The sequence below is a fragment of the Thalassospira tepidiphila MCCC 1A03514 genome, from assembly GCF_001662875.1.
In the GTDB taxonomy this organism is placed as follows: domain Bacteria; phylum Pseudomonadota; class Alphaproteobacteria; order Rhodospirillales; family Thalassospiraceae; genus Thalassospira; species Thalassospira tepidiphila.
This window is the reverse complement of record NZ_JPVZ01000004.1, coordinates 206,244-229,743: the sequence shown is the minus strand read 5'-3', so window position 1 is coordinate 229,743 and position 23,500 is coordinate 206,244. Positions and strand designations below refer to the sequence as shown.

Here is a 23,500-nt window from a genome sequence, read left to right as displayed (position 1 = left end):
CTTAACCGAGTTTGCGAATGTCGGTCAGATGACCGGTGATCGCAGCCGCAGCTGCCATGGCCGGGCTGACGAGGTGGGTACGACCACCACGGCCCTGACGGCCTTCGAAGTTACGGTTCGAGGTCGAAGCGCAACGCTCGCCCGGGGCCAGACGGTCCGGGTTCATCGCCAGACACATCGAGCAGCCCGGCTCACGCCAGTCAAAGCCTGCTTCGATGAAGATCTCGTGCAGGCCTTCTGCCTCTGCCTGTTCTTTCACAAGGCCGGAGCCCGGAACGATCATGGCATTGACGGTTTCGGCAACCTTGCGGCCCTTGGCGACTTCGGCAACGGCACGCAGGTCTTCGATACGACCGTTGGTGCAAGAACCGATAAAGACGCGGTCGATCTTGATTTCCTCGATCGGGGTGCCGGCGGTCAGACCCATATATTCCAGCGAACGGGCAATGGCCTTTTGCTTGCCGGCATCCTTGCCGTCAGACGGGAACGGAACGGTGCCGGTAACCGGAACGACGTCTTCCGGGCTGGTGCCCCAGGTAACCTGCGGGACGATTTCGGCGGCATCGATTTCGACAATCTTGTCGTAATGTGCGCCTTCGTCAGACGGCAGGGTCTTCCAGTATTCAACAGCCTGTTCGAACGCGGCGCCTTTCGGGGCCATCGGGCGGCCCTTGATATATTCAAAGGTTTTCTCGTCCGGGGCGATCAGACCTGCGCGTGCGCCGCCTTCGATCGACATGTTGCAGACCGTCATGCGGCCTTCAACCGACAGCGAACGAATGGCCGAGCCAGCATATTCGATGACATAGCCTGTACCGCCAGCAGTGCCGATGCGACCGATGATCGCCAGGGTGATGTCCTTGGCGGTCACACCCGGATGCAGATCGCCTTCGACCTTGACCAGCATGTTTTTGGCCGGTTTCTGAACCAGCGTCTGGGTGGCCAGAACGTGTTCAACTTCTGACGTGCCGATGCCAAATGCAAGTGCGCCGAATGCGCCGTGGGTCGAGGTGTGGCTGTCACCGCAAACCATGGTCACGCCAGGAAGGGTGAAACCTTCTTCCGGGCCGACAATGTGCACGATGCCCTGACGGAGATCGTTCATCGGGAAATAGTGAATGCCGGTATCCTTGGCGTTCTGATCAAGGGTTTCAACCTGAATGCGGCTGTCTTCTTCCTTGATGCCTTCGGAACGGTCAGAGGTCGGAACGTTGTGATCCGGCACGGCAAGCGTCAATTCCGGATGGCGCACTTTGCGGCCCGAATTGCGCAGACCTTCGAAGGCCTGCGGGCTGGTCACTTCGTGGACGAGATGACGGTCAATATAAAGCAGGCAGGTACCATCATCCTGCGTGTCGACCACATGGCTTTCCCAAATCTTGTCAAAAAGGGTTTTAGGTTGACCCATCTCGACCTCCTCATAATACATCGATCTTTTGAGCAGCAACGATTAAGCCGCTGGGTGCGGTTCTGAATGGGACGAAGATCGCGGCAGTACCTGCTTTTTACGGCGGGTGGGGCTTGGCGTTTCTCCGGCGCAACCGGCTTTATCCGGTTTGCGAAATTTTATTATCCAGAACCACGCGGGTTTGTTCGTTTTTGCCGCGGGAGTGCCTTTATACACGCCGCCTTCCAAATCGCAAGGCGTCGGGCGCGTGTTTTTGGATGATGTACACTTTTAAATAGAGTGCGCCATTTTACAGCATCCCAGAGTAGCCAAATTAGCCTTTAACAATATAGGTAAGGGATATCTGATATAATGAAAGCTGATAAATTTATCGTCGGATTTCTGCGGGGCTGCATTCTTTGAGGTTAAATCCGGCGATTCGCTATAATGCAACCAATGAGTGTATTGGGCGGTTTCTGGTCTCGCCTCGACTGAGGGACTGAAACGAAAACGGGCCCACCCGAAGGTGAGCCCGTCTTTGTTCTGATGCTGAAAACAGCGAAGAATTACTTCTTCTTGCGTTCTTCGGCGGTCAGTTTGCCTTTGTGGCCGGTGGTCTGCTCGGCGATACGTGCAGATTTACCGGTACGGCCACGAAGGTAGTAGAGTTTCGCGCGACGTACGTCACCGCGGCGAACGACTTCGATTTTGTCGATGGCCGGGGAGTACGACTGGAAGATACGCTCAACGCCTTCGCCCGATGCGATTTTACGCACGGTGAAGGAAGAGTTCAGGCCACGGTTCTTACGCGCAATGCATACGCCTTCGAACTGCTGGATACGCTCACGGGTACCTTCAACGACTTTCAGGTGTACACGGACGGTATCACCTGCATCGAATTCCGGAACTTCGCGCTGCGCAACGATTTTGTCGAGCTGCTCTTTCTCGAGCTGCTGGATGATGTTGGTCATGGTTTAACCCTCTTTGATGTTCCCGTTTGCCACGTACCGGTCCCAAAGGTCCGGGCGTCGCGCGCGGGTAATTTCTTCTGCCTGAGCATGCCGCCAGGCTTGTACCTTGGCATGATGTCCGGAAAGCAAGATCTCCGGCACTTCACGCCCGTTCCAGTTGGCCGGGCGCGTGTAATGCGGATATTCAAGCAACCCGGTTTCAAAGCTTTCCTCGTCGACAGACTCGGTCTTGTTGACCGTTCCCTCGATGAGGCGAATGCACGATTCAATCAGGACCATGGCCGGCAGTTCGCCGCCCATGAGGATGTAATCACCGATGCTGATTTCCTCGGCCTCGTGTTCATCCAGAACCCGTTGGTCGATACCTTCGTAACGACCGCAAAGCAGGATGGCACCCGGGCCTGCTGCCAATTCGCGGCAGCGTTTCTGGTTCAGCACTTTTCCCCGCGGGCTGAGATAAATCAGCGGCAACTGCGGTGCAGAGCCACGCAATTCACGCAGGGCGGCGTCGACAATATCCGGGCGCATGACCATGCCGGCCCCGCCCCCGAAGGGATTGTCGTCTACAGTGCGGTGGCGGTCGGTTGCATGATCGCGGATGTCTTTGACATCAAGCGACCAGATCCCGTTTTCAAGCGCCTTGCCAGCCAAAGACTGACCAAGCACACCCGGAAACATTTCCGGGAACAGGGTTGCAACTTTTGCCTGCCACACAGACATCGATCAGGCCTCCTTCCCGCTGCCGGTCGCGGTTTCCGCGCCTACTGCATCGGCAGTAACGGCATCAGAATCGCGGTCGGCCTGAGAGTCCTTGCGGGGTTTGTTCGGACGACGGTTACGATTACCGGGCCCGTCCTCATCCTGCAGTAGCCCCTCGGGCGGATTTACCACCATCTTGCGTTCCGAAAGAATGACCTCGGGCACGACTTCCTTGGTGAAGGGAAGAACAACTACCTTGTTCTTGGCTTCTTCGAGCGCGACTTCGATTACGTCGCCAGCGCCAAAATCAGCCACACCCCGTACGGTGCCAAAAACCGAACCATCAATGTGGAACGCTTTCAGACCGACAAGGTCAGCAAGGTAGAATTCATCTTCTTCAACCGTGTCAGGCAGTGCAGCACGCGGTACATGCAGCTTGGTGCCCCGCAGCCGTTCGGCAGCGTCCCGGTCGTCCACACCTTCGATCTTGGCGATCAACTGGTCGCGGACATGTCCGACAGGAGACAGCTTGTATTTCACGCGTCCCTTGGCGTCGAACAACGGGCCGTAACCGACAAGGTTATCCGGATCGACGGTATAGCTTTTGACGCGCACGGCACCACGCACCCCGTGCGGGGCGGTGATCATGCCGACGCAGACATAAGCTTCGTCGTTTTTGGATTTGCGGGTATCAGCCATTTCGGTTCACAAGTTTCCGGTATCTGATCAAAGCGTGCCTTCAGCGATTACTCGCCTGCAGCTTCTTCTTCAGCAGGTGCTGCTGCTTCGGCAGCGGCTTCCGCAGCAGCGGCAGCAGCAGCTTCGGCTTTCTCAGCTTTCTCACGAAGACGTTCCTGAGCTTTCGCTTTCGGAGCAGACTTCTGCGGCTGTTCGGTCGGTTTGAACGCGTCAGCCAGGCCAGCTTTGCCCAGGAAACGTGCAACACGATCGGTCGGCTGTGCGCCAACGGACAGCCAGTATTTGATGCGCTCTTCTTTGAAGGTTACGCGGTTGTCAGCATCCTTCGGGAGCATCGGGTCGTAGGTACCGACGCGCTCGATGAAGCTGCCGTCACGCGGGGCACGAACGTCAGCAACTACGATACGGTAGTACGGACGCTTTTTGGCACCGCCACGGGAAAGACGAATCTTGACAGCCATTCGGATAAGTTCCTTTCAGCTTGGGTTTGTAGTCTTCTAAATCATGACCCCGAGGGGCCTATTCACTTGGTCTTTGATCCGGCTTTGTGGGCCGGTTTTGGTTCCTAAGAGGAATTCTTGAAGAACCCATTTCAGAACCGGGGGCTTGGCTATTTCTTTTTGCCGAACCCCGGGAATCCCGGAGGCAAGCCACCGCCGCCTCCCAATCCCGGCAACCCGGGCGGCAAACCGCCCCCGCCACCGGTAAATCCTTTTGGCAAGTTGTTGAGGTCGGGCATATCGCCGCCCTCAAGCATTGCCGGGTCCATTTTCGGCATGCCGCCAAACAGACCCTTTTTACCCATCTTGCCCATCTTTTTGATCATGGTGGACATGGTCTGGTATTGCTTCAGAAGCTTGTTCACATCCTGAACGCTCAAGCCACAGCCGGCGGCAATACGCTTTTTGCGCGATGCCTTGATCAGGGCCGGGTTTTCACGTTCTTTCGGCGTCATCGACAGGATGATCGCTTCCTGGTGGGTCAGAAGTTTGGGATCAAGCTTGGTCTGCGACATCTGTTTTTTCAGCGCGCCCATGCCCGGCAGCATCCCCATGATGCCGGAAAGATCACCCATTTTCTGAAGCTGTTTGAGCTGTGCCAGAAGGTCGTTCAGGTCAAACTGACCCTTGCGCAGCTTCTTGGCCATTTTCTCGGCGTCTTCGGCCTTGATGTTTTCGGCAGCCTTTTCAACCAGGCTGACAACATCGCCCATGCCAAGAATACGGTTGGCGATACGATCAGGATGGAAGGCTTCCATCTCGTCGATTTTTTCGCCAATACCGATCATCTTGATCGGGCAGCCGGTGATCTGACGCATCGAAAGGGCGGCACCACCGCGCGCATCACCATCCACACGGGTCAGAACGATACCGGTGATGCCGACCTTGTCGGCAAATTCCTTGGCAACGTTGACCGAGTCCTGACCGGTCATCGCATCGGTGACCAGAAGGGTCTCGACCGGGTTGACCGCATCACGGATCTGGGCGACTTCGCTCATCAGTTCCATGTCGATATGCAGACGACCGGCGGTATCAAGGATGACCGCGTCATAGCCTTCCTTGCGGCCGGTATCCATCGCACGTTTGGCAATCGAAACCGGCTTTTCGCCCATCACGATCGGCAGGATGCCAAGACCGTTATCGTCGGCCAGCACTTTCAGCTGCTGCTGGGCGGCCGGACGATAGATATCAAGCGATGCCAGAAGGACTTTCTTGTTGCGCTTTTTGGTCAGGTTCAGCGCGATCTTGGCGGAACTGGTGGTTTTACCCGAACCCTGCAGACCGACCATCAGGATCGGAACCGGCGGGGTGGAAGCGAGATTGATTTCCTCGCCTTCGCCCAGCATGTTTTTCAGTTCGTCATGGACGATCTTAACAACCATCTGGCCCGGCGTGACCGAGCGCAGAACATCGGCACCAACTGCACGTTCGGTGGCGTTGGAGATAAAGGTTTTAACGACCGGAAGTGCCACGTCCGCCTCAAGCAGGGCGACGCGTACTTCGCGCATGGCCTCCTTGACGTCGGATTCTTTCAGCGCGCCACGTTTGCGCAGCTTATCGAGAACCCCGCCAAGGCGATCGCTTAGTCCTTCAAACATTCCAAATCCCGTCTGTGTTGCTGGTGTTTCCACCGTGTGCGCACAAAAAACTAAAACCCAGTGCTCGAAACTCGAGGACTGGGGGAGTCACCTCTTGGGCGACCTTTGGTGGGGAGGGTTTATTGGATCAGGGGGGGGGAGTCAAGCGCAATCGGGCGCAAAAGCGCGTTATTCTGCGCTTTTCATCCTGTTTGGCGCGCAATCGGTGATTCCGCCACTGTGCCCGGGTGTTTAACCGGCAGTCATGCCCGGTTCATGCCGAGGATTACGCAGGTTCAATCGCGTGATTGTCAATCAGGCGCGCCTTGCCAAGCCGGGCAGCAACAAAGATTCGGGCCGGTTTTGTCACCGTATCACTGATCAGTTCCAGCGTATCGGCATCGCGGACTTCAAGGTAATCAATCGGATCAAACCCGGCAGACAGGATATCTTCGCGCCCCTTGGCCAGAAGCGGGCCAAGTTCGGCACCAGTGGCGGCCTTGGCGGTGATGTCGCCCAATACCTTGTTGAGTGTCGGGGCAATCGCACGTTCGTCAGGTGTCAGATAGCGGTTGCGCGATGACATCGCCAGACCGTCATCTTCGCGCAGGATTTTTGCGCCGATGATCTCGACCGGAATGTTCAGATCCGTGCTGAAGCGCCGGATGACCATCAGTTGCTGATAGTCTTTTTGTCCGAAAATCGCACAATCTGGCAGGGCCTGAAGCAGCAATTTGGTCACAACCTGTGCCACGCCATCAAAGTGGCCGGGCCGTGCCGCCCCACACAGCACATTGGTCATCGCGCCATCAACAGAGACCTTGGTGGCAAAACCGTCGGGATACATTTCCTCGACCGAGGGGGCAAAGCACAGCTCGACCCCGGCGTCACCCAGCAGTTTCTGATCGGCTGGCAGGGTGCGGGGATAGGCGCCGAAATCCTCGTTCGGGGCGAACTGGGTCGGATTGACGAAAATCGAAACGATCACCCGGTCTGCATGTTCACGGGCCAGATGTGTCAGGCTGATATGGCCATCATGAAGCGCGCCCATGGTCGGAACCAGGGCGACACGCAGGCCTTCGGCGCGCCAGTTGGCAACAGTCGCGCGCAGATCAGCGACAGTGTGAACAGTCGTAAGGGACATCGTTTTCGTCGTATCGAAGATTGCAGAAAATCGCGGCGGTCTGGATCAGACCGCGCGCAACTTACCTTTTTTCGCTAACCCAAAGCAATGTTCATCCGTCGGGAACTGACGGGTGCGCACTTCGTCGGCGTATTGGCCGGCGGCCTCAGATACCGCATCGCCAAGATTGGCGTAGCGTTTGACGAATTTCGGCGTGAAGTCGGAAAACAGGCCGAGGATGTCTTCGGTGACAAGAACCTGCCCATCACAGGCGACCGAGGCACCAATGCCGATGGTCGGGATGTCGATGGCCTCGGTGATCTGACGTGCGACGGGTTCAACCGTGCCTTCGACGACAACCGAAAAGGCACCGGCCTTGGCAACCGCCTTGGCATCAGCAAGGGTCTTGCGCGCGGTTTCTTCGTCACGGCCTTGGCTTTTGAAGCCACCCATGGTGTTGACCTGTTGGGGCATCAGGCCGATATGGGCCATGACCGGCACGCCGCGCATGGTCAGAAATTCGATGGTTTCGGCAAGTTCGGCACCGCCTTCAAGCTTGACAGCGGCACAGCCGGTTTCAGCCAGAATATGGGATGCCGTGCGGAACGCCTGTTCCTTGGATTCCTGATAGCTGCCAAAGGGCAGATCAACAACAACACAGGCATTCTTTGATCCGCGCATCACGGCCTTGCCATGGTTGACCATCATATCGACGGTCACGGCAAGCGTGCTTTCCATGCCATAGACAACCATGCCCAGTGAATCACCGACCAGAAGCAGGTCGCAATGTTCATCAAGGCGTTGCGCCATCGGCGCGGTATAGGCCGTCAGGCAGACAATCGGATCTTTGCCCTTACGGGCACGGAGTTCTGGGACGGAGGTTCGGCCCATCTTTTTGCTGGTGGCACTCATGACGTTTCTCCCCCGGTACAACCGGATTTCTCTGCCCGATCTTTGTCGAGCGTGCGGTCATGTTTACAATATCATGACCGCGATCGGGAAACCTTTTTTGCAATCGCAAAATAGGCAATTTGGCCAATAATCGGGATTTCGGGCGTGGTTTGGCTGATCGTTCGAAGGATCAGCGTCCTAAATTGCTATTGGCCGATTACAGGCACGCAGAAATCACAGACCTTCGGCAAGATCTTCAAGCATGTCGAGACCGACCGCCTCGATATGGCGGTTATCCTTGAGCGTGATCGTTGCTTCCTTGCGCAACTGGGTCAGGGTACGTGACACGGTTTCAATGGTCAGACCCAGATAGTCGGCAATGTCGGAACGGCTCATGGGCACGTTGATGGTCTCGCTGCTTTCGCCGCGGTGTTCCTGACGGCGGGCCAGCATCAACAGGAAGGATGCGACCTTTTCCTTGGCCGTCTTGCGGCCAAGCAGAAGCATCTGATCCTGTGCGGCAGCCAGTTCATCGACCGCCATGCCCAGCATGCGTTTTTCAAGATGCGGAAACTTGTCGAACAGTTTTTCCAGCTTCTGGCGCGGGAACCGACATGCGGTTACCGGTTCAATCGCCTCGGCGGTGTAGCTGTAATTGGCATTCAGAGCGAGGCCAAGAAAGTCACCGGCAAACAGGAAACCGGTGATCTGACGACGACCATCGCCGAGCAATTTATACAGCTTTACAGAGCCGGATGTGACGTTGAAGACGTAGTCTGCGTCTTCTGCCTCGTGGAAAATCGTCGTGTGCGGGTCATAATGTGCATGCGTAAGCAATTGACGCAGCTGATCATGTTCATCGCCATGCAATGCGGAGCAAAAAGTTAAGTCCTTGATAGAACAGGCTTCGCAGATTTGGGGGCGGACTGCCATCGTAGACTCCGATGCTGGTGACCCGGTAGGCGGATTGTAAACAAATCTATCCGATGAGATAGCCCTGTTTCAAGCAATTCTAACTATCGCCTTGATGGAACTTCTTTGAGTTCCCCGGAGGCGTGACGTCATCGTCATCAAACAGAATGCGATTTGCCGCACCTTCCATATCGTCAAACTGCCCGGAACGCAACGACCACAAGAAGGCTCCGAGGCCCAGAAGGCCCAGAAACAATGCAATCGGGATCAGGAGAAGGAGGTTGCTCATGGCATTATATCCCTGCCTGCTGCGACAACGTGGTCGCCGGTTTGATGCCGACCCCGTCAGACTTGCCCGATTTTGCGTGTAAACGCAAGGCATTGGCGATCACAATCAGGGATGAGGATGACATGGCGATTGCCGCAAAAAGCGGGGTGACAAACCCTGATACCGCCAGCGGGATCGTGATCACGTTATAGGCAAAGGACAGGGCAAAATTTTGACGGACAAGTCGATCAGCCTTGCGCGCGACATCAATTGCCTCGATCACGGCGCCAAGCCGATCACCCTGAAACACGATATCGGCCGCATTTTGCGAAATTTCAGCAGCCGTCGCCGGGGACATTGATGCGTGGGCGGCGGCAAGGGCCGGTGCGTCGTTGATGCCATCGCCGACCATCAAATCATGGTTGCCGCGATCAGCGCGGGCCTGAATATGGTTGGCTTTTTCGGTCGGCGACATCCGTGCCATCCAGTTGGTAATGCCAAGTGTTTCGGCAAGCTGGCGCACGGTGCTTTCGCGGTCGCCCGACAGCAGGGTCATCTCAAAGCCACGCGTGCGCAGGGTGTCGATCACTTCGGGTGCGTCGCTGCGCATCGTATCGCGGAAGACAAACCGGGTTGGGGCAATGCCGGGTTCAGATAGCCACAGTTCCGGCCCGGTAATATCGGATGGTACATCGGCGTTTTCGGCAACATCGCAGAAAGCACGACTGCCAAGCCGGATCGGACCCGCGGGACCCTGCATCATCAGGCCGAGACCTGCTTGTTCGGTAACATTGGTTTGCGGGGGCACGTTTCCGGCGGCACGCACCAGTGCGCGGGATAACGGATGATTGCTGTTGGCGGCCATACCGGCGGCAAGCATCAGTTTGTCTTGCTGTGGCTGGCCGACCAGTTCGGGTTTGCCCGTGGTCAATGTGCCGGTTTTATCGAAAATGATGCCGGTGATCTTGGTCAGTCGTTCAAGGGCGGTTGCCGATTTGACAAGAATGCCCGCACGCAACAGACGCCCGGTGGCAATCACCTGAACCACCGGAACCGCAAGCGCCAGCGCACAGGGACAGGTAATGATCAGAACGGCGATGGCGTTCATCAGCGCATCCTGCCAGCCAATCCCACCAATCAGCCACCAGCCGATGAAGGTCGCCAGCGACAAGGTATGAACAACCGGCGCATAGGCCTTTGCAACCCGATCAGCAATGGCGACATACTTGGCACGGCCCTGTTCGGCATTTTCCATCAGGCGCACGATTTCCGAAAGCAACGTATTGCCACCGGTTGCCGTGACTTCGATACGAAGCGGGGCGGAAATATTGGTGGTTCCAGCAAATACGGTGGTGCCCGGACGGGTCAGGACGGGGATGCTTTCACCGGTAATGATGCTGGTGTCGACATCAGATTGGCCGTCGATCACCTTGCCATCGATGCCGATCCGTTCACCGGCCGCAGCCAGAACGATCATGCCCGGTGTGGCCTTTTGCGGTGCGATCAGGCGCCGCGTACCATCAGGTTCAATCACGGTGATCGAGCGGGCATTAAGCGACAGAAGATGTTCAGCCGCCGAGCGTGCCTGCCCGCGCGCACGACCATCAAGATAGCGCCCGATTAGAAGGAAGAATAAAAGGGTAATCGCACTGTCGAAATAGGCATGCGGTTCGCCGCGAATGGTTTGTGCCAAGCTCATGCCAAGTGCCAGAATGACGCCCAGACTGATCGGCACATCCATATTGACGCGACGATTGCGAATGGCCCCAAGGGCGGATCGATAAAACGGCAATCCGGCATAGGCCGCGGCTGGCAGTGCGATCAGGGCCGATATCCAGTGAAACAGATCGCGGGTCGCCCCGCCCATGCCCTGAAAATACCCGGCCCAGACCGAGACCGACAGCAACATCACGTTCCCGGCTGCAAACCCGGCAACCGCCAGACAGCGCAGCAATTCCTTGTTGCGCGATGTTGTTGCCTGTTCAAGGGCAGCCGGATCAAACGGGATCAGGCGATAGCCCATCTGCATGACCGGGCGAATGATGTCTTCGATATCGGAAATATCGCCTTGCCAGCTCAGGCGAAGGCGGCGTGTCGTCATATTGACCCGGGCCTGCAACACGGCACTGTTTCGTTGCAGCAGGGTTTCGATCAGCCAGACACAGGCGGCGCAATGGATGCCATCGACCATCAGGTTCAGATGATGATGGCCGTCAGTATCGGTGCTGGCCAGTTCGGTGAAATCAAAGCTTGCGATTTCGTCTTCGTCCGGGCGAAGGGCCCGGACCTTGGGATCAAATGCGCGTCGGTTGTAATAGGATGTCAGCCCCATTTCGCCCAATAGCTCAAAGGCACCAGCACACCCGGCACAACAAAAGTCGGGCGCGGCAGGTGACATGGCTGTCACCGGTTCGCCGCAATGGCGACAGGGCTGAAGGGCGACGTTCATGGATTTACGACGACATACTCGACAGTTTGATAATCATCCCCCATCGCATTGGCGATGGTGCGCAATTGCCAACGACCATAAACCGGGAAGGCAGCACTTGCACGATATTCACCCGGTGCGATTTCGGCCATCGCGATGGTGGTATCAAGATCATCACGGTCTGCCCGCGACATCACAATGGACATTTTCGCCCCGGTGATCGGGTTGGAATCTTTGTCGCGGAACAGGACGTTGATGGTGCCGTTTTGATCAATGACACCATCGACACTAAGTTTGCTGCGCCAGCCAAGTTCTTCCTGACGGGCAGCACCGGAAATGGCCGCGTTATAGTTGTTGCCCTCTTCGAAGGCATGTTTGGTCACAAGGCCATTCCAGCTGGTCATCGAAAAGGTGATCAACGAGATATTGGCAATCAGCATGACGGCGAAGCCGCCGACAAAATACCACGGAATCCAACGATCCGACTTGCGCGGGCCATTCTGATCTGTGGAAGGTGATGTCATCTGCATTGCCATATCTTGTCTCCTGAACTGAAACGCGTCTGCGATCAGCGGTCGTTTTCCGGACCGGCGAACACTGTATCATATGTTTCGGTGTTACCGGTTTCCTTATCGGTCACCGTGAATTCAAATGGTGTCGATTTACCATCAAGTGTTTGGGGATCAGCTGCCACAAAGACACGGAAACTGCCGACCCGGTCCGGGGCCACGTCCAGATCATAGGTGCCGTCCTGGTTCGGGGTCAGGCCGATGATCTGGAAATCAGTTGCGTCAATCCCTTCAAGCGACAGAACATAGGTTTTTTCTGCCTGTTCCTTGTTGAGAACCTTAAGGGTATAGCCGTTGCGCACGTCACCATCAGACAGGGCGACGAACAGCGGGTTACGGTCGCGCAGAACATTGAGCTCAAGCACCGAACGGTTGGCCAGACCAAACATCATGACCACGGCAATGATCACCAGCAGCAATGAATAGAAGATTGTGCGCGGGCGAATGATGCGCACGCGGGTCGCCTTGCCCTGTGAACGAAGCTGGGAGTTCTGGACCGAGTCGAACCGAACCAGATCGCGCGGGAATCCGACCTTGTCCATCATCTCGTTGCAGGCATCGATGCACAGCCCACAGCCAATGCACTCCAGTTGCAAGCCGTCGCGGATATCGATGCCGGTCGGGCAAACGTTTACACAGGCGTGGCAGTCGATGCAGTGGCCGGTTTCGGGCACTTCGCCGCGCATAAGGTTTTTACGTTTGATCGGACCACGTGTTTCACCGCGCCAGCTTTCATAGGTGACGATCATGCTTTCATCATCAAGCATGGCGGACTGGAAGCGCGGCCACGGGCACATATAGGTGCAAACCTGTTCACGTGCCCAACCTGCCAGAAGGTAAGTCGAGCCCGTCAGGAATGCGATGGTGACATATGTGCCAAAGGTTGCATTGGCGGTGAAGATATCGACCATCACGGTCGGGGCGTCATGGAAATACAGGACAAAAGCACCACCGGTCGCCATGGAAATGACGATCCATGCCAGATGCGTTGCACTGATTTTCCAGATTTTTTCCAGCGTCCATTTCGATTTGTCGAGGCGGACACGGGCGTTGCGGTCGCCCTGAATATAACGTTCAACCAGCATGAACAGATCCGTCCACACCGTCTGCGGGCAGGCATAGCCACACCAGATACGCCCGAAAAGGGAGGTTGCGAGGAACAAGCCCACAGCGGCCATGATCAGGATGCCGGTGATGTAATAGACTTCCTGTGGCCAGATTTCGATGAAGAAGAAATAGGCACGCCCCAGATCCATATCGATCAGAACGGCCTGATCCGGTGCGCTTGGCCCACGATCCCAGCGCAGCCAAGGCACGACCCAGTAAATGCCCAGAAGTGCAATCAGCGCAAACCACTTCAGGTTCCGGAAACGTCCTGAGACGCGCTTCGGATAGACTTTGTCGCGTTTTTTATAAAGCGGGACTTCATCGTAATCGCCCTCGTCGACGATGTGCGGGACGTTTTTGGGTTCGATATCTGGTTGCTGCAAAGTGGACATGGCCATGTTCGCTACCTGGTTGTTGCTCTGAACCTTGCGACTGCTCTCTGTGCGGGGCGAACCCGCCAGTCGCTTTGAAGGTTGGTCTGTCAGGAGAACTTGGGTTTCTGGCAGCTTTGCAGAGCAAACTCTAATTATTCAAATCTCAGGCAGAAAATACGAGAGACCCGGCTTGCTCACCATGACACATGTCAATTTATTAGCCGATATTGGTATGAATTGTTGTGGGTGAGCCGCCCGGTAAAGAAAAAGGCCCGCGATTACAAATCACGGGCCTTTTTGGAAAAGTTGTATTTGAACGCGGACTTACTGGCCGCCACCGAGCGAGTGGACATAAACCGTCAGCATTTTGATGGTTTCTTCGTCCAGACGGCCTTCCCATGCCGGCATGACGCCGCGACGGGAATTCATGACCGTTTCGGTGATGGTTTCTTTCGAACCACCATAGAGCCAGATGGCGTCCGTCAGGTTCGGTGCACCGAGATCTTGAATGCCTTTGGCATCGTCACCGTGGCAAGAAGCGCAGTTTTCCTCAAAGACCACCGCACCGCGATCGGCAGCAGCGGCGTCAGTTGCACGGTCCGTGAAGGACAGAACATATTGAACCACATCTTCGATCTGGTCGCGTTCAAGCAGTTCGTCACGCCCAAATGCCGGCATATCATTGAAGCGGGTATCTTCATTGGCATCCCAGCGCACGCCGACATGCAGTGTCTGGTTGATGGCATCAAGCGTCCCGCCCCAAAGCCACGCATCGTCCTGAAGCGACGGGAAGCCCGGGTTACCCGAACCACCGGTGCCGTGGCACGGTGCGCAGTTATCGGCGAAAACGGCCTTGCCACCAGCCATGGAGAAGTTCAGAAGTTCGCTGTCATTGGCGATTTCCGATACATCCAGGGCAGCCAGACGTTCCATGTAAGGTGCACGTTCGGCCGCAACACTGGCCATGGTTTCGTGCAGTTCGGTACGGTTGGTGGTGCCAAACATACCTTTGAGGTAGTCATTGGCAGTCGGCCAGGACGGGTAAACCACCCAGTAACCAACAGACCAGATGACGGTGATCCAGAAGACATAGACCCACCAGGACGGCAGCGGAGTATTCAGTTCCTTGATGCCATCCCATTCATGACCGGTGGTATCTGTGCCCGATACCTGATCTTTCTCGACTTTTGTCGACATTGCTCTGTTCTCCCCTCAATCCTGATCCCGGAAGGGGATCTGCGCATGCGATTCCATGTCCTTGTTGCGCTTTTTGCTTGGCCACATGACCCAGGCAATAATCGCGCCGAACAGCAGCATCAGCCACAGACCCCACAGAGGGCGGAAAAAGTCAGCGAGTTGCGTAAAGAATTCCATGACGATCCCCTTGCATTAGCGCAGGTTCATCTGCGGGTTGTAGGTGGTGAAGTCGACCATCCGGCCCAGGACCTGCAGGTATGCGACAAGCGCATCCATTTCGGTCAGTTCTGCCGGGTTGCCGTCAAAGTCACCTGTTGCCGCATTCGGATAGCGCGCGAGGAAATCATCATCATAGGCCGCATCCTCGCTGGCCTGCAGATACAGGTCTGCCTTGGCTGCCTCGATCATCTCGTCTGTGTAGGGGACACCTACCATCTTGAGGGTCTCGAGATGTGCCTGAGCGTCATCGAAATTCAGTTTGCGTTCCGCCAGGAATGGATAACCCGGCATGATCGATTCCGGCACAACAGCGCGCGGGTCAATCAGGTGGGCCACATGCCATGCGTTGGAATATTTTCCGCCGACACGTGCCAGATCCGGACCGGTTCGTTTTGACCCCCACTGGAACGGATGGTCATACATCGATTCTGCTGCAAGGCTGTAATGGCCATAACGTTCGACCTCGTCACGGAACGGACGGATCTGCTGGGAATGGCAGTTATAGCAACCTTCGCGGAGATAGATGTTACGACCGGCCTGTTCGAGTGGTGAATAGGGACGGACACCTTCCACTTTCTCAATGGTCTGTTCCATCGTGAACAACGGTACAATCTCAACGATACCGCCGATGATGATGGTCAGGAAAATACCAAGGATCAGAAAGAAGACGTTCTTTTCTACGATATGGTGTTTTTTAAGAAGCATCTCTGGTTCCCCCCTTATTCGGCTGCAACGGGTGCAGGTGTGCCGATTGGTGCTTCGTTACGGAGGTCACCCTTGATGGTCTTGTAGATGTTCCAGACCATCAGCAGCGAACCCAGCAAGAACAGCAGGCCACCGGTTGCACGAATGATGTAGTAGGGATGCATTGCCTCGACAGTTTCGATGAAGGAATACTGCAAGAAGCCAAGGTCGTCATAGGCGCGCCACATCAGGCCCTGCATGATCCCCGAAACCCACATCGAGGTGATGTAAAGAACGATCCCGATGGTACCGAGCCAGAAGTGATGAGCCACAAGGCGCATCGAATACAGGCGTTCACGGTGCCAAAGGACCGGGATCAGGAAGTAGATCGCACCGAACGATACGAAGGCAACCCAGCCAAGCGCACCGGAATGCACGTGACCAATGGTCCAGTCGGTATAGTGCGACAGGCCGTTGACCGCCTTGATCGACATGACCGGGCCTTCGAAGGTCGACATGCCGTAAAAACCGACAGCCGCGACCATGAAACGCAGAACCGGATCCGTGCGCAGTTTGTCCCAGGCGCCCGAAAGCGTCATCAGACCGTTGATCATCCCGCCCCATGACGGCATCCACAGCATGATCGAGAAGGTCATGCCAAGGGTCTGTGCCCAATCCGGAAGTGCGGTGTAGTGCAGGTGGTGCGGACCAGCCCAGATATACAGGAAGATCAGCGCCCAGAAGTGGATGATCGACAGGCGATAGGAATAAACCGGACGTTCGGCACGTTTCGGAATGAAGTAGTACATCATGCCGAGGAAGCCAGCCGTCAGGAAGAAGCCCACAGCGTTATGGCCGTACCACCACTGGGTCAATGCATCCTGCACGCCAGAGAACATCGAATAGGACTTCGTGCCCATAAACGAGACCGGAATGGCAAGGTTGTTGCCAAGATGGAGCATCGCAATGGTCACGATAAAGGCCAGATAGAACCAGTTCGCGACGTAAATGTGCGGCTCGGTACGTTTCAAAAGGGTGCCGACAAACATTGCCAGATAGCAAACCCAGACGATCGTGATCCAGATATCAACGAACCATTCCGGTTCGGCATATTCACGACCCTGGGTCACACCGGTGACATAACCGATGGCTGCCATCACGATGAACAGCTGGTACCCCCAGAACACGAACGCCGGAAGTGCGCGGCCGCCATAAAGCGGTGCGCGGCAGGTACGCTGCACGACATAGAATGACGTTGCCAGAAGCGCGTTACCGCCAAAGGCAAAGATCACTGCCGAGGTGTGCAGCGGACGCAGGCGTCCGAAGTTCAGAAATTCTGTATCAAAATTGAGAACCGGAAATGCGAGCTGCCATGCAATGACATCGCCCACCAAAAATCCGACTACTCCCCAAAATACGGTCGCAAGTGCGGCCCAGCGCACAACGTCCATATTATAATTGACAGCAACTGAAGGCGATGCTGCCTGTGCCATGCTCCCCTGGCTCATGCTTGACTCCCGTTCAAGGTGGTCGGGTGAACTGCCCAAAACCCTCTCGGGCAGTTTCAATAGTCCCGATGAACCGACGACCTTTTTGATCTTCAGTCCACCTGCACAAAAAGCCCCACCCAAAATGCACCTTGTCTGAAAGTCAGGGCGCGTTATTCCGGGCGAGGTTTCCCAATTCGTTCGGCGAGTATGCGGACAGTTCATCCAAAAGCCATTGACCTACGTCAATCTCGGCTTGCAAACCCGTCAGAAATTCAATCGGCGGAAACGTATTGGCCCTTCGGCTGGGTACTTCTGTACTGGCTGTGTTTATGCGCGCCAAACCCTCAAAAGGTGTTGATGCACATCAAGGTGGGGCCGATTTATTTGCGGCATGATCTGCTAAATTCCAGAGGGCAGGATCATGTCAGAAGCCTATAAGTCACTTCCACTTACAGCACAGACAGCGGATATGACATATCCGCTGGTTCAGATGTTGAAAGTCGACATGTCTTTTGACCGTTGGCGTGCATTCGTCGATCAGTATTGCATGCCGGTTAACAAGGATTCCGTTGGTGCAGGCACCGACGGTGATGACATCCTCTGGCAACGTGAGCGCGGCATCATCGTGATTGCCAACGAGCGTGGCTATATCCATGGACTGTTTTCGTATTATGTCCGCGATGACATGACCGATGGCGTTGTCTTGCATGTCGACAATGTGATGGCAGTTGAAATCGTATCGGGCGACTATGTCCTTGATGCGATGCGCGATGCCATGAGCCGTTTGGCGCGGGTGCATGATTGCAGCAATGTCTATGTCTCGCTTGGTGAACCGGACGAACGTCTCAGGGCTTATTTTTCCCGGGCCGGATATGCGCCAAGCAAGGTGCGTTATTGTGCGCCGACAACCCCGCGGCTTTCTGCCTGATTTATCCTTTTTCGGATGCGCGACAGTGCAATTGGCGTAATGCCGATAAAGCTTGCGATCTGTGCCTGAGTCAGGCGCGGGACAATATGGGCGTAATCTTCAAGAAACCCCTGATATCGATCCTGGGCGGACAGGCACAGGAATTCGTATTCGCGCTTTTCCTTGCGCATGCTGACCTGTTCGTTGAAATCAAAAAAGATGGCCATCAGGTCCGGTGCACGCGCGGCAAGTTTGCGTAAGCCGTCATAGGGTACGGCTGTAATTTCGCAGTCCTCAAGGCATGTGATGGCAAAGTGGCTCGGCTCGCCCAGGATCTGGCAACGCCTTGCTCCCATGATCGCATTTTCCGCAAAGAAGCTTTTGATCCATTCCTTGCCTTCGAATGTGACATAGGACATCTGGGCGAGGCCTTTGCGCAGAAAAATCACATCCCCGCAAACCTCACCCTGTTTGATGATCTGGCTGCCTTTGGCATGGGTTGTGGTCCGTATCTTTGGTGCCAGATCCGGATCAGCCCTGAGCTGTTCGATCAAATCGTAAATGTTCATGCCCAATAAACCCGGGTTAATGCCAGTCCCACTGCGTAATGGCCAACTGTCGCTGATCTGAACACCAGACTACGCGGATGGGAAGCCAATATGAACACACAATCAGGAACTGTCCTTATAACCGGCGCAACATCGGGAATCGGACGCGAATTGCTGGGCATTTATCATGCGCAAGGTTTTAACGTGATCGCGCATGGCCGATCCGAGGTGAAGCTTCATGACCTCAAAGACCACTATCCGGGGTTGCAAACCGTGTGTGCCGATCTGGCGCATCCTGCATCCGTTGATGCGATGATGGCCGATATTTTGCGCGATGTTCCACGCCTTGACCTTGTGATCAATAACGCCGCCGTGCAGGAAAGGGGCGTTTTGACAGATGTGGAATTCAGCGCGTCTCTGGCGGATCGGGAAATTGCGATTAACCTGCAGGCGCCCATCCGCATATGTCATGCGGTGATCAAGGCATGGACAGAACAGGGCCATACCGGCACACCGCAACGGACCGGGGTCTGGAGTCGCATCGTCAATGTGTCTTCCGGGCTGGCCTTTTTCCCCAAGACGGGTAGTGCGATCTATTGCGCCAGCAAAGCTGCGCTTCACAGCTTTTCGCAAAGCCTGCGTTACCAGCTTGTTGCCGCAGACCTGCCGATTGCCATCAGCGAGGTGTTCTTGCCGGTGGTCGACACCCCCATGACCGCAGGCCGCGAAATTGCCAAGATCCCGGCACAGCAGGCCGCCCTTGCCATCCATGACGGCATTCTTGCCGGGCAGAATGAAATCTATGTCGGCAAGGCACGGTTGATCCCGGTGGTCACCCGGTTGTCGCCGTCCCTGATGAAGTCAATTTTGCGCAAGGGGTAGGCAATCATGAAGGATCTTCTGAAAACCGGACTGGTGCTTGCGACCTGCTTTGCGGCGACCTTCGGGATATTGATCGCAACCGGGCTTTTGCAACGCGATGATGTCGTGCGCTGGCTGGAATATGCCCAGCAAATCGATGCGTGGCTTGTCGCGACGATTGTCATTGCGCTTCTGGTGGCGGATTTGTTCATTGCTGTGCCGACCATGACGGTCACCGTGTTGGCAGGATATTTTCTGGGGCCACTTGGTGGTGCATTGGCAGCTGGAACCGGCATGATCACCGCCGGTGCAATGGGATATGGGATCAGCACGAGATTTGGCCGTTCAGTTCTGCGCCGAATCATTTCCGATGAAGAGCGTCTCAGCGAGATGGAGGAGGTCTTTTCACGCTATGGCCTGGTTGTCTTGATGATTTGCCGTGCAATGCCGATCCTGCCCGAAGTGTCATGCTGTCTGGCCGGCGTGACACGAATGCGATTTGTGAAGTTCGGATTTGGCTATCTGATCGGCACGGTTCCATACGTGATTGTGTGTGCCTGGCTCGGCGCGCAAAGTTCGGCGACCGATCCGATGCCTGCCATTTGGGGGGCTGCGACAGTTTCGGTTGTCATGTGGTTATGCTGGTTTTTCCTGATCCGTCATCACAGACGGGCGCATCGCCGGGTTTGATTGGGGCGAGGTTGCGCGACACTGTGAATAACCCACATATGGACGTGCTTTGGAATCACGACTATAAGGCGGGTATGAACGGTATTCCTTTTGTCAAAATGCATGGTTTGGGAAATGATTTCGTTGTCTTTGACGGACGACGCGATCCCGCTGTGCTTGATCTTGATGACGCGACCGCTGCCCGTATTGCCGATCGCAAAACCGGGGTCGGTTGCGATCAGTTGATCGTCATCGAACCGGCCCGCGATGATCTGGCCGATGCCTTTATGCGCATCCGTAACAATGATGGTGGCGAGGTACAGGCGTGTGGCAATGCGACCCGCTGTGTCGCCAATATCGTGATGGGCGAACTTGGCCGCAAAGACGTGATCATTGAAACCGTTGTCGGGTTGCTGGATGCCAATGGCTTGGCCGATGGCCGTGTCACGGTTGATATGGGGCAGGTCAAACTGGATTGGCGTGATATTCCGCTGTCCGATGCGGTCGATACCAATCACATTCCGCTTTCACTCGGACCACTTTCAGATGCCGTAGGTGTCAATGTCGGTAATCCGCATGGTGTTTTCTTTGTTGATGATGCCGAGTCCATTGATATCGAGAAATTCGGTCCGGTGCTTGAACATCACGAAATGTTTCCGGAACGCGCCAATATCGAAGTTTGCAGCATCATTGATGAAAACAAGATCCGTATGCGTGTTTGGGAACGCGGTGTCGGCGTGACCCGTGCATGCGGGACTGGCGCTTGCGCGGCTGGTGTTGCGGCGGCACGTCGTGGCCTTACCGGTCGCAAGGTCGAAGTGATCCTTGATGGCGGGCCACTGACCATTGAATGGCTGCCCGATGATCATGTGTTGATGACCGGCCCGGTCGCGACCAGTTTTTCTGGTTTTTTGCACGCGTCCCTTCTGGGAAACCATTGATCAGGTTTTCCTGATTGGTCTTTTTGCCGATTTGATCTGGCCTTGCGTCGGATGAGGTGATCGGGCAAAACAAGGCGTATCAGGATTTGGTTCAATCCATGTCGGGACACCCAATCCCGTCTTTTGTGAAACTCAAAAGCAGGTTCAGATAATGGCTGACTTCAATACGCTTGACGGTGTCAATGTCGCTGGCAAGCGCGTTTTGCTGCGCGCTGATCTTAACGTTCCGATGAAGGATGGTGTTGTTGGCGATACGACTCGTATCGACCGCACCGTACCGGGCCTGATCGAACTGGCGGATGCCGGGGCGAAACTGGTGGTGATTACGCATTTCGGTCGTCCCAAAGGTGCGCGCGTCCCGGAAATGAGCCTGAAACCGGTTGCCGATGCCCTTGCCAAGCAGCTTGGTCGTCCGGTGAAGTTTGCGGATGATTGCATCGGTGACGCGGCGGAAAGCGTGGTCAACAGCCTGAAAGACGGCGAAATCGCCCTTCTGGAAAACCTGCGTTACCACGCCGAAGAAGAAAAGAACGACCCGGCTTTTGTTGCTGAGCTGGCAAAGCTTGGCGATATGTATGTCAATGACGCGTTTTCCTGTGCGCACCGTGCACATGCCTCGACCGAGGGTCTGGCACGCGCGCTTCCGGCCTATGCCGGTCGATTGATGCAGGCTGAGCTTGAAGCGCTTGGCAATGCGCTGGAAGCGCCGAAGCATCCGGTGATGGCGATTGTTGGCGGTGCAAAGATTTCCACCAAGCTTGATCTTCTGGGCAATCTTGTTGCCAAGGTCGATCAGCTGGTGATTGGCGGTGGCATGGCCAACACCTTCCTGGCAGCCAAGGGTGTCAATGTTGGCAAGTCACTGTGCGAGCATGACCTGCTTGATACCGCGCGCGAGATTTTCAAAAAGGCCGAAGCCGCCAATTGCGAAATCGTCCTGCCGGTTGATGGTCTGGTGGCCAAGGAATTTGCCGCCAATGCGCCGCATGATGTTTGTGACATCAACGACGTTGCCGCAGAGGGCATGATCCTTGATGCCGGTCCGGCAACCATCGAAGACCTGAACAAGCGTCTTGAGACTTGTGAAACGCTGGTCTGGAACGGCCCGTTGGGTGCGTTTGAAATTACCCCGTTTGACACTGCAACCGTTTCGGTCGCCCAGCATGCAGCAGAACTGACCAAGGCCGGCAAACTTTTGTCGGTTGCAGGTGGTGGCGACACGGTTGCGGCCCTGCGTCATGCCGATTCTGATCAGGCATTTTCATATGTCTCGACCGCGGGTGGTGCGTTCCTGGAATGGCTGGAAGGCAAGACCCTTCCGGGTGTGGCGGCCCTTCGCGCCAGCTAAGCCATTTGGTTTGGGCACAAAACAACAAACCCCGCCAAGTTGGCGGGGTTTTCTTTTGCGGCGCGCCTAGGAAACCTAGTCCTTTTTGACGTCAGGCAGGCTGTTTTGGGCCGTGCTTTGCATGATTTCATCGCGTTCGGTCAGGAAGCCTGCATAGCCGTTTTCCATCATGGCTCCGCCCAGTTCGATATAGACGGTAAACAGGCGCGATAAGGTATCGGCCTCGTCCGTATCAAGAACCGACAACAATTCACCCGATCTGGCTTGCCCGGTTTCGAAATGCTCCCAGGCATGTTCGAGCAGGATTTTACCGAGATAATCGAGATCACCATATTTGCCCTGACCGATGGCATTGCGGATTTCACCAAGGGTGATGTCGGCAGCGATCAGGACTTCCGAGGGGATGGTGACAAGGCGGTCGGGGCCTTTGATGTCTTCGGGCAGGTCGCGCAGGATGTGAATGATATAGCAAAAGATCGCCATGTCTCGCGCGTGATAGAGCGGCGGGTTGGTCAGTGGCGAGGTGTAGCCGATCTCTGCGTCATATCGGGCGGACAATAGATAAACAAAAATCGATGCCGGTGCCGCGGTTGCCCCTTCGCAATAGGCGATAAAATCGTCCCATTCGTCCATCGGTTCTTCGGCGATGTCACGGTGAAGCGCATCTGCCAGTTCGATCCATGGATCTGCGGGAAGGTCGCTGCGTCCCAAGGTCAGGCGCAGGGCCTGATAGACCTCAGACGACAAAGGGCCGTTTTCGGGCAGGGGATTATCCAGATCTGCCTTGGCGGCGATGACCTGTGCTTGCCATTGATGAATGGTTTGCAGGACAAATTCGCGTTGGGCATCGCGCTCGGCATCGGGAAGTTCAAGGAACCCGTCATCGACGATATCGTCGATCACACGCATCGAGGCATAGGCTGCCAGAAAGAAACGTTGCCGTTCGGGCGAAAGGCGCATTGCGGCACGATACAGGTTGGCATTCTTTGCGGCTGCCAGTTCGTTGCAGGCATCGAATGGTGGTCCAAGTACAGCGTGTTCAGGAGGGAGCGAATGGCTCATGCGTGTCTGGATGTCCCGTTGGTTTGCTTTCAAACAGTCATACAGCACTGCCAGCGCTGCGCAACATCC

Annotated in this window: 24 protein-coding genes; 5 read left to right on the top strand and 19 right to left on the bottom strand. The window is 55.7% G+C overall.

Annotation, left to right across the window (positions count from 1 at the left end):
- Position 1: 1 nt before the first annotated feature.
- From leuC to ccoN, 17 genes are all read right to left on the bottom strand, one after another.
- Positions 2 to 1,408 carry a 3-isopropylmalate dehydratase large subunit gene (gene leuC, locus TH4_RS11320; RefSeq protein ID WP_008889811.1) on the bottom strand — a complete coding sequence of 469 codons (1,407 nt, stop codon included), beginning with the start codon at positions 1,406 to 1,408 and terminating at the stop codon, positions 2 to 4.
- 545 nt (positions 1,409 to 1,953) lie between these two features.
- Positions 1,954 to 2,358 carry a 50S ribosomal protein L19 gene (gene rplS / locus TH4_RS11315; RefSeq protein WP_008889812.1) on the bottom strand — a complete coding sequence of 135 codons (405 nt, stop codon included), beginning with the start codon at positions 2,356 to 2,358 and terminating at the stop codon, positions 1,954 to 1,956.
- Between the two features lie 3 nt (positions 2,359 to 2,361).
- Positions 2,362 to 3,078 carry a tRNA (guanosine(37)-N1)-methyltransferase TrmD gene (gene trmD / locus TH4_RS11310; protein ID WP_008889813.1) on the bottom strand — a complete coding sequence of 239 codons (717 nt, stop codon included), beginning with the start codon at positions 3,076 to 3,078 and terminating at the stop codon, positions 2,362 to 2,364.
- 3 nt (positions 3,079 to 3,081) lie between these two features.
- Positions 3,082 to 3,756 (bottom strand): ribosome maturation factor RimM, encoded by a 675-nt coding sequence (gene rimM, locus TH4_RS11305; RefSeq protein ID WP_063089191.1) that lies wholly within the window; start codon positions 3,754 to 3,756, stop codon positions 3,082 to 3,084.
- Between the two features lie 47 nt (positions 3,757 to 3,803).
- Positions 3,804 to 4,217, bottom strand: a complete 414-nt coding sequence (gene rpsP, locus TH4_RS11300; RefSeq protein WP_008889815.1) for a 30S ribosomal protein S16 — start codon at positions 4,215 to 4,217, stop codon at positions 3,804 to 3,806.
- A gap of 149 nt (positions 4,218 to 4,366) precedes the next feature.
- Complete coding sequence (ffh, locus tag TH4_RS11295) at positions 4,367 to 5,854, bottom strand: signal recognition particle protein (RefSeq protein ID WP_063089190.1); 1,488 nt, start codon at positions 5,852 to 5,854, stop codon at positions 4,367 to 4,369.
- Between the two features lie 265 nt (positions 5,855 to 6,119).
- Complete coding sequence (gene panC / locus TH4_RS11290; protein ID WP_064781181.1) at positions 6,120 to 6,977, bottom strand: pantoate--beta-alanine ligase; 858 nt, start codon at positions 6,975 to 6,977, stop codon at positions 6,120 to 6,122.
- A 45-nt stretch (positions 6,978 to 7,022) separates the two neighbouring features.
- On the bottom strand, positions 7,023 to 7,868 hold the full coding sequence (panB, locus tag TH4_RS11285) for a 3-methyl-2-oxobutanoate hydroxymethyltransferase (protein ID WP_064781180.1): 846 nt from the start codon (positions 7,866 to 7,868) through the stop codon (positions 7,023 to 7,025).
- Positions 7,869 to 8,081: 213 nt separating this feature from the next.
- Positions 8,082 to 8,780 carry a cyclic nucleotide-binding domain-containing protein gene (locus TH4_RS11280; protein WP_051007599.1) on the bottom strand — a complete coding sequence of 233 codons (699 nt, stop codon included), beginning with the start codon at positions 8,778 to 8,780 and terminating at the stop codon, positions 8,082 to 8,084.
- A gap of 79 nt (positions 8,781 to 8,859) precedes the next feature.
- Positions 8,860 to 9,048 carry a cbb3-type cytochrome oxidase assembly protein CcoS gene (gene ccoS / locus TH4_RS11275; protein WP_008889820.1) on the bottom strand — a complete coding sequence of 63 codons (189 nt, stop codon included), beginning with the start codon at positions 9,046 to 9,048 and terminating at the stop codon, positions 8,860 to 8,862.
- Positions 9,049 to 9,052: 4 nt separating this feature from the next.
- On the bottom strand, positions 9,053 to 11,425 hold the full coding sequence (locus tag TH4_RS11270) for a heavy metal translocating P-type ATPase metal-binding domain-containing protein (protein ID WP_064781297.1): 2,373 nt from the start codon (positions 11,423 to 11,425) through the stop codon (positions 9,053 to 9,055).
- Between the two features lie 47 nt (positions 11,426 to 11,472).
- Entirely contained in the window at positions 11,473 to 11,991 is a 519-nt protein-coding gene (locus tag TH4_RS11265; RefSeq protein ID WP_064781179.1) for a FixH family protein, read from the bottom strand.
- 32 nt (positions 11,992 to 12,023) lie between these two features.
- Positions 12,024 to 13,529 carry a cytochrome c oxidase accessory protein CcoG gene (gene ccoG / locus TH4_RS11260; RefSeq protein WP_064781178.1) on the bottom strand — a complete coding sequence of 502 codons (1,506 nt, stop codon included), beginning with the start codon at positions 13,527 to 13,529 and terminating at the stop codon, positions 12,024 to 12,026.
- A 300-nt stretch (positions 13,530 to 13,829) separates the two neighbouring features.
- On the bottom strand, positions 13,830 to 14,702 hold the full coding sequence (gene ccoP, locus TH4_RS11255; protein ID WP_064781177.1) for a cytochrome-c oxidase, cbb3-type subunit III: 873 nt from the start codon (positions 14,700 to 14,702) through the stop codon (positions 13,830 to 13,832).
- A gap of 15 nt (positions 14,703 to 14,717) precedes the next feature.
- Positions 14,718 to 14,879, bottom strand: coding sequence for a cbb3-type cytochrome c oxidase subunit 3 (locus tag TH4_RS20470; protein WP_008889825.1), 162 nt, complete (start codon positions 14,877 to 14,879; stop codon positions 14,718 to 14,720).
- Positions 14,880 to 14,894: 15 nt separating this feature from the next.
- Entirely contained in the window at positions 14,895 to 15,626 is a 732-nt protein-coding gene (ccoO, locus tag TH4_RS11250) for a cytochrome-c oxidase, cbb3-type subunit II (protein ID WP_008889826.1), read from the bottom strand.
- Positions 15,627 to 15,640: 14 nt separating this feature from the next.
- Entirely contained in the window at positions 15,641 to 17,098 is a 1,458-nt protein-coding gene (gene ccoN, locus TH4_RS11245) for a cytochrome-c oxidase, cbb3-type subunit I (protein WP_008889827.1), read from the bottom strand.
- 418 nt (positions 17,099 to 17,516) lie between these two features.
- Between ccoN and TH4_RS11240 the strand changes: the two genes are divergently transcribed.
- Positions 17,517 to 18,023 carry a hypothetical protein gene (locus TH4_RS11240; protein ID WP_064781176.1) on the top strand — a complete coding sequence of 169 codons (507 nt, stop codon included), beginning with the start codon at positions 17,517 to 17,519 and terminating at the stop codon, positions 18,021 to 18,023.
- On the opposite strand, the gene TH4_RS11235 is transcribed toward TH4_RS11240, so the two are convergent.
- Positions 17,987 to 18,571, bottom strand: a complete 585-nt coding sequence (locus TH4_RS11235) for a Crp/Fnr family transcriptional regulator (RefSeq protein WP_064781175.1) — start codon at positions 18,569 to 18,571, stop codon at positions 17,987 to 17,989. The two genes, TH4_RS11240 and TH4_RS11235, sit on opposite strands and share 37 nt — an antisense overlap.
- 90 nt (positions 18,572 to 18,661) lie before the next feature.
- Between TH4_RS11235 and TH4_RS11230 the strand changes: the two genes are divergently transcribed.
- From TH4_RS11230 to TH4_RS11215, 4 genes are all read left to right on the top strand, one after another.
- On the top strand, positions 18,662 to 19,432 hold the full coding sequence (locus TH4_RS11230) for an SDR family oxidoreductase (protein WP_064781174.1): 771 nt from the start codon (positions 18,662 to 18,664) through the stop codon (positions 19,430 to 19,432).
- A 6-nt stretch (positions 19,433 to 19,438) separates the two neighbouring features.
- A complete protein-coding gene (locus TH4_RS11225) occupies positions 19,439 to 20,101 on the top strand; it encodes a TVP38/TMEM64 family protein (protein ID WP_064781173.1) in 663 nt (220 codons plus the stop codon).
- A 74-nt stretch (positions 20,102 to 20,175) separates the two neighbouring features.
- Entirely contained in the window at positions 20,176 to 21,021 is an 846-nt protein-coding gene (gene dapF / locus TH4_RS11220; RefSeq protein ID WP_064781296.1) for a diaminopimelate epimerase, read from the top strand.
- Between the two features lie 151 nt (positions 21,022 to 21,172).
- Positions 21,173 to 22,369, top strand: a complete 1,197-nt coding sequence (locus TH4_RS11215; protein WP_064781172.1) for a phosphoglycerate kinase — start codon at positions 21,173 to 21,175, stop codon at positions 22,367 to 22,369.
- Between the two features lie 75 nt (positions 22,370 to 22,444).
- On the opposite strand, the gene TH4_RS11210 is transcribed toward TH4_RS11215, so the two are convergent.
- Positions 22,445 to 23,431, bottom strand: coding sequence for a squalene/phytoene synthase family protein (locus TH4_RS11210; protein ID WP_064781171.1), 987 nt, complete (start codon positions 23,429 to 23,431; stop codon positions 22,445 to 22,447).
- Between the last annotated feature and the right edge of the window lie 69 nt (positions 23,432 to 23,500).

What these genes read in the sequence shown, in the direction of transcription:
- leuC (WP_008889811.1), bottom strand. Translation starts at nt 1,408, where the DNA reads ATGGGTCAACCTAAAACCCTTTTTGACAAGATTTGGGAAAGCCATGTG.
- rplS (WP_008889812.1), bottom strand. Translation starts at nt 2,358, where the DNA reads ATGACCAACATCATCCAGCAGCTCGAGAAAGAGCAGCTCGACAAAATC.
- trmD (WP_008889813.1), bottom strand. Translation starts at nt 3,078, where the DNA reads ATGTCTGTGTGGCAGGCAAAAGTTGCAACCCTGTTCCCGGAAATGTTT.
- rimM (WP_063089191.1), bottom strand. Translation starts at nt 3,756, where the DNA reads ATGGCTGATACCCGCAAATCCAAAAACGACGAAGCTTATGTCTGCGTC.
- rpsP (WP_008889815.1), bottom strand. Translation starts at nt 4,217, where the DNA reads ATGGCTGTCAAGATTCGTCTTTCCCGTGGCGGTGCCAAAAAGCGTCCG.
- ffh (WP_063089190.1), bottom strand. Translation starts at nt 5,854, where the DNA reads ATGTTTGAAGGACTAAGCGATCGCCTTGGCGGGGTTCTCGATAAGCTG.
- panC (WP_064781181.1), bottom strand. Translation starts at nt 6,977, where the DNA reads ATGTCCCTTACGACTGTTCACACTGTCGCTGATCTGCGCGCGACTGTT.
- panB (WP_064781180.1), bottom strand. Translation starts at nt 7,868, where the DNA reads ATGAGTGCCACCAGCAAAAAGATGGGCCGAACCTCCGTCCCAGAACTC.
- TH4_RS11280 (WP_051007599.1), bottom strand. Translation starts at nt 8,780, where the DNA reads ATGGCAGTCCGCCCCCAAATCTGCGAAGCCTGTTCTATCAAGGACTTA.
- ccoS (WP_008889820.1), bottom strand. Translation starts at nt 9,048, where the DNA reads ATGAGCAACCTCCTTCTCCTGATCCCGATTGCATTGTTTCTGGGCCTT.
- TH4_RS11270 (WP_064781297.1), bottom strand. Translation starts at nt 11,425, where the DNA reads ATGTCACCTGCCGCGCCCGACTTTTGTTGTGCCGGGTGTGCTGGTGCC.
- TH4_RS11265 (WP_064781179.1), bottom strand. Translation starts at nt 11,991, where the DNA reads ATGGCAATGCAGATGACATCACCTTCCACAGATCAGAATGGCCCGCGC.
- ccoG (WP_064781178.1), bottom strand. Translation starts at nt 13,529, where the DNA reads ATGGCCATGTCCACTTTGCAGCAACCAGATATCGAACCCAAAAACGTC.
- ccoP (WP_064781177.1), bottom strand. Translation starts at nt 14,702, where the DNA reads ATGTCGACAAAAGTCGAGAAAGATCAGGTATCGGGCACAGATACCACC.
- TH4_RS20470 (WP_008889825.1), bottom strand. Translation starts at nt 14,879, where the DNA reads ATGGAATTCTTTACGCAACTCGCTGACTTTTTCCGCCCTCTGTGGGGT.
- ccoO (WP_008889826.1), bottom strand. Translation starts at nt 15,626, where the DNA reads ATGCTTCTTAAAAAACACCATATCGTAGAAAAGAACGTCTTCTTTCTG.
- ccoN (WP_008889827.1), bottom strand. Translation starts at nt 17,098, where the DNA reads ATGGCACAGGCAGCATCGCCTTCAGTTGCTGTCAATTATAATATGGAC.
- TH4_RS11240 (WP_064781176.1), top strand. Translation starts at nt 17,517, where the DNA reads ATGTCAGAAGCCTATAAGTCACTTCCACTTACAGCACAGACAGCGGAT.
- TH4_RS11235 (WP_064781175.1), bottom strand. Translation starts at nt 18,571, where the DNA reads ATGAACATTTACGATTTGATCGAACAGCTCAGGGCTGATCCGGATCTG.
- TH4_RS11230 (WP_064781174.1), top strand. Translation starts at nt 18,662, where the DNA reads ATGAACACACAATCAGGAACTGTCCTTATAACCGGCGCAACATCGGGA.
- TH4_RS11225 (WP_064781173.1), top strand. Translation starts at nt 19,439, where the DNA reads ATGAAGGATCTTCTGAAAACCGGACTGGTGCTTGCGACCTGCTTTGCG.
- dapF (WP_064781296.1), top strand. Translation starts at nt 20,176, where the DNA reads ATGAACGGTATTCCTTTTGTCAAAATGCATGGTTTGGGAAATGATTTC.
- TH4_RS11215 (WP_064781172.1), top strand. Translation starts at nt 21,173, where the DNA reads ATGGCTGACTTCAATACGCTTGACGGTGTCAATGTCGCTGGCAAGCGC.
- TH4_RS11210 (WP_064781171.1), bottom strand. Translation starts at nt 23,431, where the DNA reads ATGAGCCATTCGCTCCCTCCTGAACACGCTGTACTTGGACCACCATTC.